Annotated in this window: 12 protein-coding genes; 8 read left to right on the forward strand and 4 right to left on the reverse strand. The window is 43.1% G+C overall.

All coding sequences use genetic code 11. The features are described 5' to 3' along the window. The first annotated feature begins 138 nt into the window (after positions 1-138). The 7 genes from ACUNWA_RS14175 (at position 139) to der (ending at position 7910) form a co-directional block, all read left to right on the forward strand. A complete protein-coding gene (locus ACUNWA_RS14175) occupies positions 139-891 on the forward strand; it encodes a hypothetical protein (RefSeq protein WP_445592582.1) in 753 nt (250 codons plus the stop codon). Between the two features lie 127 nt (positions 892-1018). After that, positions 1019-1837: a pseudouridine synthase gene (locus ACUNWA_RS14180; RefSeq protein ID WP_445592583.1), complete on the forward strand. Its 819-nt coding sequence runs from the start codon at positions 1019-1021 to the stop codon at positions 1835-1837. Positions 1838-1875: 38 nt separating this feature from the next. Beyond that, on the forward strand, positions 1876-2358 hold the full coding sequence (locus ACUNWA_RS14185; protein ID WP_445592584.1) for an RNA polymerase sigma factor: 483 nt from the start codon (positions 1876-1878) through the stop codon (positions 2356-2358). A gap of 10 nt (positions 2359-2368) precedes the next feature. Further along, a complete protein-coding gene (locus ACUNWA_RS14190) occupies positions 2369-3052 on the forward strand; it encodes a hypothetical protein (RefSeq protein WP_445592585.1) in 684 nt (227 codons plus the stop codon). Then, the gene (locus ACUNWA_RS14195) at positions 3039-5477 is read left to right on the forward strand and encodes a DUF5686 family protein (RefSeq protein WP_445592586.1); all 2439 of its coding nucleotides are present in this window, start codon (positions 3039-3041) and stop codon (positions 5475-5477) included. The genes ACUNWA_RS14190 and ACUNWA_RS14195 overlap by 14 nt, the downstream gene beginning before the upstream one ends. 80 nt (positions 5478-5557) lie before the next feature. Next, on the forward strand, positions 5558-6442 hold the full coding sequence (era, locus tag ACUNWA_RS14200) for a GTPase Era (RefSeq protein ID WP_445592587.1): 885 nt from the start codon (positions 5558-5560) through the stop codon (positions 6440-6442). A 160-nt stretch (positions 6443-6602) separates the two neighbouring features. Then, positions 6603-7910 (forward strand): ribosome biogenesis GTPase Der, encoded by a 1308-nt coding sequence (gene der, locus ACUNWA_RS14205; protein WP_445592588.1) that lies wholly within the window; start codon positions 6603-6605, stop codon positions 7908-7910. Positions 7911-7981: 71 nt separating this feature from the next. On the opposite strand, the gene ACUNWA_RS14210 is transcribed toward der, so the two are convergent. The 4 genes from ACUNWA_RS14210 to ACUNWA_RS14225 all read right to left on the reverse strand — a co-directional run bounded on the left by ACUNWA_RS14210 (position 7982) and on the right by ACUNWA_RS14225 (position 12052). After that, positions 7982-9685 carry a PNGase F N-terminal domain-containing protein gene (locus tag ACUNWA_RS14210; protein ID WP_445592589.1) on the reverse strand — a complete coding sequence of 568 codons (1704 nt, stop codon included), beginning with the start codon at positions 9683-9685 and terminating at the stop codon, positions 7982-7984. Between the two features lie 175 nt (positions 9686-9860). Then, positions 9861-10628 carry a TIGR00266 family protein gene (locus tag ACUNWA_RS14215; protein WP_445592590.1) on the reverse strand — a complete coding sequence of 256 codons (768 nt, stop codon included), beginning with the start codon at positions 10626-10628 and terminating at the stop codon, positions 9861-9863. Positions 10629-10724: 96 nt separating this feature from the next. Then, positions 10725-11654 (reverse strand): YihY/virulence factor BrkB family protein, encoded by a 930-nt coding sequence (locus tag ACUNWA_RS14220; RefSeq protein WP_445592591.1) that lies wholly within the window; start codon positions 11652-11654, stop codon positions 10725-10727. A 5-nt stretch (positions 11655-11659) separates the two neighbouring features. Next, positions 11660-12052, reverse strand: a complete 393-nt coding sequence (locus ACUNWA_RS14225) for a DUF4783 domain-containing protein (RefSeq protein WP_445592592.1) — start codon at positions 12050-12052, stop codon at positions 11660-11662. A 248-nt stretch (positions 12053-12300) separates the two neighbouring features. On the opposite strand from ACUNWA_RS14225, the gene rlmH reads away from it, so the two are divergent. Further along, on the forward strand, positions 12301-12774 hold the full coding sequence (gene rlmH / locus ACUNWA_RS14230) for a 23S rRNA (pseudouridine(1915)-N(3))-methyltransferase RlmH (protein ID WP_445592593.1): 474 nt from the start codon (positions 12301-12303) through the stop codon (positions 12772-12774). Position 12775 lies beyond the last annotated feature (1 nt).

A 12775-nucleotide genomic window follows, 5' to 3' on the forward strand; every position in this document is an offset into this window, starting at 1 on the left:
TTTTGCAGAATTTGAGCCTCGACAAAACATGCCGGGCGACTGACTTGTTTGATTGAAGACATAAAGATTGTTAAAAGCGGTTAAGCTTTGTTTGTTTCCATAAATAATCAGCCATAAAGTGCTAAATTTGTTGCAATCATGAAAAAACTGATTTTCATCGTCCCATTTTTACTGATCCTGTTTTCGGTTCGTTTGGAGGCACAGGACCTGGCTGATATTGATCCTATTTTGATTCATTTGAAAGGACAGATTCTGAACCGTGATGATGGTTTGCCGGTTCCTTATGTGCATGTGGTGAACCTTCGAACGCATGGCGGAACAACCACCAATTCGGAAGGGAAATTTGCCATGGAAATGTTGAATGTGGATAGTCTGGCAATCTCAGCTATGGGATTCATGAAAGAATATGTGCAGGTGCCTCCCAAGCTTCATTCCGATAGCTTGTTCATTATTTGGCTGCGCCCACTCCGCTTTGCCATTGGAGAAGTGGAGGTGAAAGGGAAATCCAACGTAGTGAACATGGATGGAATTTCAACCGGAAAACCGGTCGATATCGATCCGGAGTTGCGTGGCGATGCGTTCAATACTAAACCGCCGTGGTATGCCGCTGTTTTTTCGCCGGCATCGTTTATTCAGTACCATGTTAGCCGGAAGGAAAAGCAAAAGCGGGAAGTGCGTAGTGCTATTGTTTCCGAAAAGCGCTGGGAATATCTTTCGCAATATTACAGTAAGGACGTTGTGATGGAGCTGACTGGTTTAGATGAAGTGGAAGCGGATTCTTTCATGATCTACTTCAATTCAAAAGGCATGCTCAACGAAGTTAATAATAACTATCAGGTTCGAGAAGCTATTCTGGAACAGTATGAATTGTATCAACTAGAGAAAGAGTAGGTTGTATCTTTTAGGTTCCAAATTCCGGATTGATTTTCTGTGCAAATCGACTTAATTGCTCAATCTTAGCTTATCGTGTGTCAATCTAAATTCTTTTTCCGAACTTTGCATCGATTTAAAACAAGTTATGACAAAGAAATTTAAGTCTGAAGGACACCAATTTTCAAAGATGAACAAGTCGAGTGAGGAACAGGAGGTTCCACAAAGTAAAAAAATAAGTCTTGTTAAAACGTCCGATCGGGAGATCCGACTGAATAAGTTTATATCCAATGCAGGTATTTGCTCCCGTCGCGAGGCCGATCAGTTGATTGAGAAGGCAGAGGTTAAAGTGAACGGGGAAGTGATCACTAGCCTGGGATATAAAGTGACCTCTAAAGATGAGGTGGTTTATAAGGGGAAAGCAATTAGTGCGGAGAAAAAAGTGTATGTGCTTTTAAACAAACCCAAAGGATTCGTTACAACCATGGATGATCCGCATGCTGAGAAAATGGTGATTTCGCTGGTGAAAAATGCCTGTAAAGAGCGCATCTATCCTGTTGGTCGTTTGGATAAAGATACCACGGGCTTGCTGCTGTTTACCAACGATGGCGAGATGACAACCAAGTTGACACATCCAAGCTACGAGAAGAAAAAAATCTACCATGTATTTCTAGATAAAGAATTCACCCAGGCCGATCTGGATCAGGTGAAAAACGGAATTGAATTGGAAGACGGTTTTATTGCTGCCGATGCAATTAGCTTTGTTGAGGCAACCGATAACCGGCAGGTAGGCATCGAAATCCATTCAGGAAAAAACCGGATTGTACGTCGTATTTTTGCTCATTTGGGCTATCGGGTACTAAAACTCGACCGGGTGATGTTTGCCGGATTGACCAAGAAAAAGCTACCCCGTGGTACCTGGCGTTTTTTAACTGATAAGGAAGTAGGTTTTTTGAAAATGAGTTAGTGTAATTTATCCAGAAAGTCCAGACTAATAGCTTTGCTTTGGAAAAGGAATTTGTCAAGATCATATCACAAAATCAAGGGATCATACACAAGGTATGTTCCATCTATTGTGATTCTGAAGAAGACCGTCGCGATTTGTTTCAGGAGATTCTGGCGCAGTTGTGGAAGTCTTTTCCTTCTTTTCGGAGCGAAGCCAAATTTACAACCTGGATGTACCGGGTTGCCCTAAACACTGCCATTACAAGTTTCAAGAAAAATAAACGACAGCCCGATCAAAGTGGAATAGGAATCGAGAATTTTCAAGTAGCTGTTGAGGAGTATGATCACGAAACAGAGGAGCAAATCAAACAGTTGCACCAAGCGATTGCTAAACTCAGTGGGATTGAAAAATCGATTGTGCTGTTGTATCTTGAGAACAAGAAATACGAAGAAATTGCTGAAATAACCGGTATTACACAGAATTATGTGCGGGTGAAGATGAACCGGATTAAGAAAAAGTTGAAGAAATATATGAATAACTGAATTCGGAGGAATGGAACTGAAAGATTTAAAATCGGCATGGAGTAAGTTTTCGTCTGCTGATGCCAATAAGCATCAGCTGGGGGAAGCGGCCATTTATGACTTGCTGAAAAAACGCACGAAAAATTTGATTGAGCGAATTGAGCGCAACATCAAAATTGGTTTTGGTGTGCTCCTCTTGCTGACGTTGTTTTTTGTTGTCGATGACTTCCTTTTTTCCCCTAATTTTGTAGCCGATTATGAGCTGACACCGCTTTGGATTCAGCTGATGGAAGGGATTGGCGTCTTCTTTATTGCTGGTTCCTTTGTGTATTTCTGGCTTAGTTACCGGGCGGCTACTAAAGACTATTCGCAAAGTAACGACCTGGCGAGAGTGCTGCAGTCCATCATCCGGATTTTATATGCTTATCGCAAGCTTTTTTACCAGGCCTTAGGAATTCTCTTGTTGGTGCTGAGTATTAGTTTTATTACCGGTTTGTATAGCGGCATAGACTTAAAAGCGCACGAATTGGGTGCAAGCCTGACCGATGTGAGTAGTTCACCGGAAATGCTCCGTCGCCTTATGCTGGGCATCGTCATTTTACTGACGGTGGTATCCCTGTTGTTTTTACTGTTTCGCTGGGGATTCCGTAAACTTTACGGGAATTATATTTTCAAACTGAAAGAAACACTGAAAGAGCTGGATGAAATTGACTAGTTGCGCCTGGAGAAAATGTGCTTTTTTTTTGACGCTGTTTGTTGTTTCCCTTCAACTGGCTGGTCAAACGCTTACTATTCGTATTGTTGATGCCGAAACGTTCCGTCCACTTCCATTTGTCAATATTCTTTTTGATGCGCAAAACCAGGGAACGAGCACCAATATCGATGGTTTTTTTAATCTGAATGCCCAGGAGGTTGATTCCATTGGGGTGAGCTATGTTGGTTATTTCAGAAAAAAGTTGGATGCTCGGGGGTTGCAAGATGGTGACCAGATTGAGTTATTGGCCAGTGCTATTGAGCTGGCAGAGGTGAAGGTGCTTCCCGGGATAAACCAGGCAGAGACGATTATGAAAAAAGTGGTGGAAAACCGCGAACTTCACCGACCCAAAAACCTCGCTTCCTATTATTATCAGTCGTATAATAAAATGACGTTTTCGCTTACCGATGAAACGCGTGCACGTTTTCTGGAATCGATGGGAGAAACGCCGGATTCGAGTCAGCTGAAGTTGAAACGGCTTGTCGATCAGCAGGATCTTTTTTTGATGGAGTCGGTGAGCGAAAAAGCCTATCGGAGACCCCAAAAAGAAAAGGAAGTGATTATTGCCAGCCGGGTTTCTGGACTGGAAGATCCATCCTTTTTCTTGTTGGCCACGCAACTGCAATCGTTTACCTTTTACCAGGATTACATCAAACTGTTCGAGAAACAATTTTTAAGTCCAGTATCACCAAATTCGTGGAACAGGTACGTGTATATTTTAGAAGAAACCCTGTTGACACCCCGTAATGACAGCTTGTTTGTCGTTCGCTTTTATCCTCGGAAGAATAAGAATTTTGCCGGACTGAAAGGCGTACTGAAAATTAGTTCGAATGGTTATGCGATTGAATCGCTTCGGGTGAAAGATGCTGAAAGTACCAGTAAGAAGATACAATTATCTATTGAGCAATTGTACGACCAACTGCCTTCGGGGCATTGGTTTCCCAAAGCGCTGAGCTCGGAAATTTCGTTTTCAGGATTGAATCTTCCGGGAATTGGGTTTCCAGCCAATTCGCTTACTGTTCGGGCATTAGGGAAAACGTATCTGAGCAAGCGTGAGGTTAATGTTCCGTTGGAGAGAGAAAAATTCCAGGGGCCTCAGCTGAGCGTTGATCCGGCTGCCACACAGCAATCTGAAAGCCATTGGAAGGCTTTGCGCTCGGTGCCATTGTCGCCTAAGGACTCGCTGATCTATCAGTTTGTTGACAGTTTGGGACAACAAGCCAGTTTTGATGCGAAGATGAATGCGATTGAATCGTTGGCTGATTGGCGCTTGCCGATATGGCAGGTGGATGTTTTGCTGGATCGGGTGGCTGGCTTGAATAAGCTTGAAGGATTACACTTGGGACTGGCGCTGGAGACGAATCCCAAATTCAGTAAGCGGCTGGTGCTGGGTGGCTATTGGCGCTATGGGATGAAAGATGAAGTGAGTAAGTATGGGGCAAATTTGGGGTTTAGGGTTGATGAACAGAGCGATACTAAGTTGTTTTTTTATTATGAAAATGACGTGCGTGAAAATGGAGTCATTGAATTTCTGGAGCAAAAGGAGCCTTTTATTTCCAAGCAGCTGGATACCTGGTACCGGACGAACTTTTCTTATCACGAGCTTTATCAGGCCGGTGTCGAAGGGCGTTTGTTTCCATCGCTTTTGGCCAAAGCTTATTGGAAAAACTACCAGATCATGGATCCGTGGCTGATTGATGGAAGTCAAAGTGCGCAGACTTTAAGTTATAACAAACTGGGCGTTAAACTTCGCTTAACGTTCAAGGAGCGTCTGTTTCGTCGGCGTGGTGAGATTTATTCGCTGGGTGGGAGATTTCCTGTCTTGCATTTTAATTATGAGCGGGCTTTGCGCGCCAGTTCCGATCGGGGATACAGTGCAATTGAGTTTAAATTGTCCGATTCGTATCAACTACGCAATTTAGGCGAAAGTGAGTTTGTCTTGCTTGGCTCTTTGCGCGAATCGAGTGGAGTTGTCAATCTGCTAAGCAGCCCGCCATCATCGCGGCCGCAACTATTTTCGTTTTATAGCAAAAGTTCTTTTTCGACTATGCGCATCAATGAATTTGTCACCGATGAGCTGTTGGCTTTATTTTGGCGTCATAATTTTGGTTCTTTACTTTTTCAGTACAAAAAGGTTCGCCCCGATATTTTACTGGCCTTCAATGCGGGTATAGGAAGTACGGCCTATGACTTTCAAGAAGGATTCTCTAATCTCTACTCATCAATTAATAAGGGCTACTACGAAGGGGGAGTACTTGTCTCGAAATTGATTAATTTTGGCTTGTTTACTTTTGGTACCGGAGCCTTTTATCGCTTCGGTCCTTATCGACTGGATTCGTTCCAAAAGAACTTAGCGTTAAAATTCACCATTGATTTGGCAATTTAATCAAAATTAAAGGCTTGATTTATAACTGCTAAAAGGATATTGTTATCTTTGCCCAGCTTTTTAAAAAGGAGATCATATAAATGACACATAAATCAGGATTTGTAAATATTATTGGAAACCCGAATGTCGGGAAATCAACCATCATGAATGCCTTGGTCGGCGAGCGTTTGTCAATCATTACCAAAAAGATGCAAACTACGCGTCACCGGATAAAAGGGATTGTGAGCGGAGAGGATTTTCAGATTGTGTATTCAGATACGCCGGGGATTCTGAAACCGAATTACAAGCTTCAGGAATCGATGATGAAGTTTGTAAACACCGCTTTGGTTGATGCTGATGTCATTTTGTACGTCACCGATGTGGTGGAGAAAGCAGATAAAAATGAGGAATATCTGGAGAAAATTCGCAAGTCAAATGCTCCGGTGATCGTTCTGATTAATAAAATTGACCTCTCGAACCAAGGGGACGTGATGAAGATGTACGAATATTGGAAAGACCTGTTGCCGGCAGCAGATGTATTTGCTATTTCAGCTACCGAACGGTTTAACATTGGACCCATATTCGATCGGATTTTAGAATTGTTACCCGAGGCACCTCCGTATTTTCCTAAAGATGAGTTAACTGATCGGAACGACCGTTTCTTCGTGTCGGAAATCATTCGGGAGAAAATCTTGCTGTACTACCAGAAAGAGGTCCCCTATTCGGTTGAAATAGAAGTAGAAGAATTTAAAGAAGAAGATAACCTACTTCGCTTACGCTGCGTTATTAATGTGGCCCGCGACAGTCAAAAAGGAATTATTATCGGCCATCAGGGCGCAGCCTTGAAAAAAGTAGGCACGCAGGCACGAAAAGATATGGAAGAATTCTTTCAGAAGAAAGTATTTATGCAGTTGTACGTTAAAGTGTCGAAAGACTGGCGTGACAAGGACCGGATGCTGGGCAGCTTCGGGTATGATTTCCAGTAACAAACTTAGGTTTGCCAGATCAATCAGGATTTGTTTTGAAATTGGATTGGATGTTGGATGAAATCTGGAGCGAAAATTGGTTTGTGAATTGCAGAAATTCAGAATCATGGAATATGAAAAAATCCGGTATCCCGGAACAGAAATTAGGAATTGAATAGAAATGAGTAATATAGTTGCTATTGTAGGAAGACCCAATGTTGGGAAATCAACCTTATTTAATCGTTTGGTTGAAAGTAGAAAAGCTATCGTCGATGGGGTTTCAGGTGTTACCCGTGACCGGAATTATGGAAAGTCAACATGGAATGGAAAGGATTTTTCCGTGATTGACACGGGAGGTTATGTCAAGAATTCGGATGATATTTTTGAAGAGGAAATTCGTAAACAAGTGCACCTGGCAATTGACGAGGCCGATGTCATTCTTTTTGCAGTTGATGTAGAAGGAGGAATTACGGATTTGGATCAAGAGGTTGCCCACATTTTACGTCGTTCGGAGAAACCTGTCTTTTTGGCTGTCAACAAGGTTGATAATAACCAGCGCATCATTGATGCACAGGAGTTTTATGGCCTCGGGTTGAAAGAGTTGTATTGTATTTCGGCCATGACCGGAAGTGGAACTGGTGATTTGCTGGACGCTGTCGTGCGTAGTTTTACCAAAAATGAAGAGGTGGAAGTAGAAGAAGGCATTCCCCGCTTTTCGGTGGTTGGTCGTCCGAATGTTGGGAAATCATCGTTTATCAACGCCTTAACGGGAGTTGATCGAAACATTGTGACCGATGTGGCCGGAACAACCCGTGATGCCATCAATACCCGATACACCAAGTATGGCCATGACTTTTACCTGGTAGATACCGCTGGTTTACGTAAAAAAGCAAAAGTACACGAAGATCTCGAATTTTATTCGGTTCTTCGCTCAGTTCGTTCTATTGAAGATTCGGATGTTTGCATGTTGCTGATTGATGCCACTCGTGGTGTCGAAAGTCAGGATGTTAATATCTTCAACCTAATGGTTCGCAATAAAAAGGGCGTGGTTATTTTGGTGAATAAGTGGGATTTGATTGAGAAAGACAATGCGTCGGTGAAGAAGTTTACCGAGCAAATCCACGAGCGTATTGCTCCGTTTGTCGATGTACCAATTATTTTCATGTCGGCATTGACGAAGCAACGTATTTTTAAAGCGCTGGAAACGGCAATTGAGGTCTATGAGAACCGTCAACAAAGACTGAAAACGTCGAAGTTGAATGAGGTGTTGTTGGAAGCCATCGAGCGGTATCCGCCACCATCCCTTAAAGGAAAGTATATTAAGATTAAATATGTGACCCAGTTGCCAAGTCCAACACCTTCGTTTGCCTTGTTTGCTAACTTGCCACAGTATGTTAAGGATCCTTACCGGCGTTACATCGAAAACCAGATTCGTGAGAATTTTAACTTTTCGGGAGTGCCGCTACAGATTTTCTTCAGAAAAAAATAAGAAGCTACGATATAAAAAAAGAGCCTGTTCAAAATCAATGAACAGGCTCTTTTTTTTGTGGGATGAACTGCTTATTTCGAAGCCTCTTTGTAATTCCCGGTTAATACGCCGGCAACACTCCAGTGGCTAAAGCTATTGCCTTCATCGGCTCCCTGGTCAATCACCACTTTTAAGGTGTGCTTGCCAGGAGTGAAATTTGTTAGTGGAATCATATCCGGCGGAGTTAAGGTGGCCGGACACCAGTTCGAGCGGCTCAAGTCGCTTGACGAAAGCCCATTTCCAAAGTTCCCCGAAGCCGGGTTCGAAAAGCGGTAAGTTGCACAATCGGTCCGCCATGGCACAACCTTGTATGTTGGTTCACCATCAATAAAAATCTGGTTAAGCTTTGGATTGAACTCATCGCCGCCACCCCAGCCGCCATGGCCGGTGCTGGTGTACTGCAGTTGCAGATTCTCAACATTCTCGGGCACTTCAAATTCAACGGTAAGGGTGTCGTTCCGGAACAAGCGTCCATAGTTTTGACCCGACATTTCCATGATGTTGACCGTGTAAAATAAAGGCTGAATGTATTTTGTAGCTTGTTCTTCTTTATCAAATCCAGGATAAAAATCCAGCTCCAGATTTACTTTATGCCCTCCTTTATCGTAGTTGCCGATAAAAACACCGACCCAAACTTCCTCATCATCATTCGGAATTAATGGAGTAACCTCTTGCTTGTAAGTTGCTTCAAACTCCCATGGGTAGTTGTTAATTACCCGAAGGTTGTTGAAATGACCCACGCCAAAAGAGGTAAAGAAGCGCATAATTTCTATGGGGCTGTCGTATGTCTTAGTACTGGCGATGCCCTGGTATTCGGCTCCTTTATTGTCGGTTAAAACAGGAAGCTCATCCAGCCCATTTTTCAGTGCTGCCAGGATGGTCTTTTTCTCGTGCGAAGCAGGAAGTACAAAGATGGATCCGGTACGATCATAAGCATCGCCATTCGACCAGCTGGTTAGTTTGGCAAATACTTGTCCGCCCGATTTCCAGCTTTCGGGAAGCGTGACTTTTTTCATGATCACACTGCCTTTTGAAAAGCGGTAAGTCCGATTCGACTCCAGCGTTTGTCCTTCATAGGTTTCTGGTAAATTTTCGAAATTGATGATTTCATCCTTAAAAACCGGAAGTACCGTGTAGCGCGATTTTATTTTTAGTTCTTCCAGCTCGCTGGCTGTTACTTCGGTGGCTTCATCCAGTGGGTAGTCCGGAATTGAATCGGCATGCAATTTATCAATGGCTTTGGCTACAAGTGTTCGGTTACCATTGATCGTCACCTTCAGCACTAACGAGCTGTTGTCAGGCAAATAGCCTTGGTAAGGTGACCCTTTGGCGCCAGTCTGATCAGAATACCAAATTTCGATGGTGTTTGAGAACGAAGATAGCTTGGCGTACTGGCAATCGTAACCAAGAATAGTTTCTGTTTTACCTCCCGCTTTTGGTTGAGGAAGAGAATCGAAAGATGTCAGCGTTTTAAACAGTTCATCTTCATAATTCAAGATGGTCACCGTTTTGTTTTTGGCATAGTCAATATAGCTGCGGATTTTGTCACCATTGTTGGATAGATAAGCAATTTGGTTGGCATATTTCACGCTCATGCCTCTTCCGGGAACTTCCGATCCATTACGGTAGGAGGCATAACTAATTTCGAAGGCTGATCCTTTCTTGTGTTTCTTCCCGTATGTGGGAGCCGCAAAAAGAATAAGCAGAATAAAGATGGATGTAATTACTGATTTCATTAGCGTTGAATGACTTTAATTAAAAATAAAAGAAAGCCGATGCGTTTTTGCATAAGCCGGGCATCGGCCGAAAATAAGGGGCATTCTTTTTCTTGCCCGGAAGCTTCAAAAATAGTGAATCTCCACAATCAGACCTTACCAATTGGTGAAAATCGAAAAGTCGACCTACAGAAATTTAATCTTGCAGGAATTGGTTTAAAAGTCCGCCTGACTCTTTGCGCTGGTTTCCACCACGTGGCGACAATTCGGTAATCAGTTTTCGAATCGGCATCGACTGCAGCCAAATTTTTCCTGTTCCGCACAAAGTGGCCAGGAAAATCCCTTCGCCGCCAAATACCATCGACCGCAAACCACCCGATTGTTCGACACTAAAATCAATACTCGGTTCATAGGCTACAATGCATCCAGTATCAACGCGTAATATTTCATTGTTTAGTTGTCGCTCAATAACTGTTCCTCCGGCATGGATAAAGGCATTTCCATCGCCACGCAGCTCTTGCATAATAAAGCCTTCGCCGCCAAAGAAACCGGCGCCGAGCCGTTTGTTAAACATGATGGCTATCTTGGTGCCTAGTGCTGCGCAAAGGAAAGCATCTTTCTGAACGATAATGCGTCCACCCATTGCCGTCAAATTCAGCGGAATGATGGACCCGGGATATGGCGCGGAGAAGGCGACATGTTTTTTTCCCCAGCCTTGGTTGGTGAAGTGTGTAAGGAAAAGGGATTCGCCGGTAATGATGCGTGAACCGGCTGATAATATTTTGTCAAAGAATCCGGCACGTGGATTGGATCCATCGCCTAATTTGGCTTCGAAGCTAATGCCATCTTCCATATAAATCATGGCACCAGCTTCGGCAATGACTGACTCACCCGGATCTAATTCAACTTCGACTAATTGGACATCGTGGCCAATAATTTTGTAATCGATTTCATGTGATTGCATAGGAATGAATTTTAAATTTATTCGGAAGCCTAAATTTACGAATTGCCGGGGAAGCGTCACGAGCTTTTCGATAAAATGGTGATTTTTCAGGGTAAACTAATCTTCTTGCGCGCGCTGGTGTGCTTCGTTGATGCTGGCATTAAGTTCGAAGCCTATGAGAAGAATAAGCGACATGAGGTAGAAGAGTAGCAGCAGAACCAGTAGCGTGCCAATGGAACCATACAGTTTATTGTATTGCCCAAAATTGGTGATGTAGTAACTGAAGCCAACCATGGTGATGATGCTTAGGATTGTAGCCAGGGTTCCTCCTGGAGAGATGAATCGCCAGCGGGTTTTTTTGGCTGGGGCAAAATAGTAGAGAAAGGCAAATGTAAAGAAAAACAAAACCACTGTGATGATCCATTTACCGAAGGTGAGGAGGTAGTAGGTGAAATTATCGCGGAGCAAGTTGTGGTCTGCCAGGTAGTTGATGGCAAATTGGCCTCCGGTAATCAGGGCAATGCTTAGCGTGATCAGGATGGACAGGATGAAAAGCAGCATAATGGCAATGAGTCGCTGCCCCAGCCAACTTCTGCGCTTAAAGGTATGCAATGAAGCGTCAAAAGCACTCATCATGCTTGCCAGCCCGTTGGTCGAAAATATCAGAGCCATAAAGAAACCCAGCGAAAGCAAATCTCCCCGTTGTCGCGTCAGAATATCCTGGATTGTTTTTTCTACCATTGCGAAGGCATCTGGTGGAAGAAACTCCTGAATTAACAGAAATAACTCGACCTGAAAATTTTTAATTGGGATATACGGAATCAGGGTAAATAAGAAAATGATAGCGGGAAAAAGTGCCAGAAAAAAGCTGAAAGCAATGGCTGATGCCCGCGTGGTGATCGATCCTTGTACGATACTTTTGTAAAAGAACATGCCAACATCATAGATGGCAATTTCGTCAAAGCCGGGCAAGCTGATCTTTCTTACCCAAATTAAAAGTTTTAGGAAGAAACGCTTAATCTTATGGCTTCGCTTGCTGCGCACCATTTAGCTTATTGTTTTTCGATTCGTAACTGATGAATGTAGTCTTTTTGACCTTTTTCCTTTAATAAAAAATAAACGCGAAAAACTCCTTTGGTTGTGGTCAGGTTCCCAATAGCATAGCGGGCACCTTCTTTTCCTCCCTGATGTATGATAGCAAAACGCTGGGGCGAATTGGAGCTGAAAAAGGAAGCCACAATTTGCTTGGCCTGTTCCTTGCTGTACACATTGTCTTTGTCCAACACCACTAACTCAATATTTTCATTGAAATAGTTGGATAAAGTGGATGCATCTCCGGTTTTCAGGCTCAAGATCACTTCATCCGGAACTTGTGCCATGCTCGTGATAGCAATAAGGAAAAATGCCAGTATCGAAATTAAGGTTCTAATCCGTTGATTTTTCATCTTTTATATCTTTTAAACGCCCTGCTGTTATGCATAAACTGTACCAAAAAGCAGAGAGTATGCAACAGGATACATAACTTTGTAAAGTTAACAATTTTCAGCATACAATTTCAGACCGGAATTGCCTTGGATTTTATCCTGCGAAAAGGTACTTACTTTTCAGATAGAATGCTGATATTTATCGTTAACAATTCAAGATAGTTATAAAAATAACGTGAGACAGCTTACGTTGCTTAAATTTTTAGCGTGTGAAGATAAAATTGCTTGTGATAGGAAAAACAGACCAACGATACCTCCGGGAGGGGCTTGAAGATTACCATAAGCGAATCCCGCATTACCTGCCGTTTGAGTTTTTAGTTATTCCTGATTTAAAAAATACACGGAAGCTTTCCGAAGATCAGCAAAAAGAGAAAGAAGGGGAGTTGATTCTGGTGCAGATAAAGGCTGGCGATGAGCTCGTTTTACTGGATGAACGGGGTCAAACGTTTCGGTCGGCAGAATTTGCACGGTTTTTGGAGAAGAAGATGCTTGGTGGCTTAAAGACCCTGGTTTTTGTAATTGGTGGCCCTTATGGCTTTTCCGATGCGGTTTACCAGCGAGCGGCCGGCAAGGTGAGTTTGTCAAAAATGACTTTTTCGCACCAGTTGATTCGGTTGGTTTTTAGTGAGCAGTTGTATCGGGCCTTAACCATCTTGAAGGGCGAGCCTTACCATCATGAATAAT

The organism is Sunxiuqinia sp. sy24 (genome assembly GCF_052677165.1).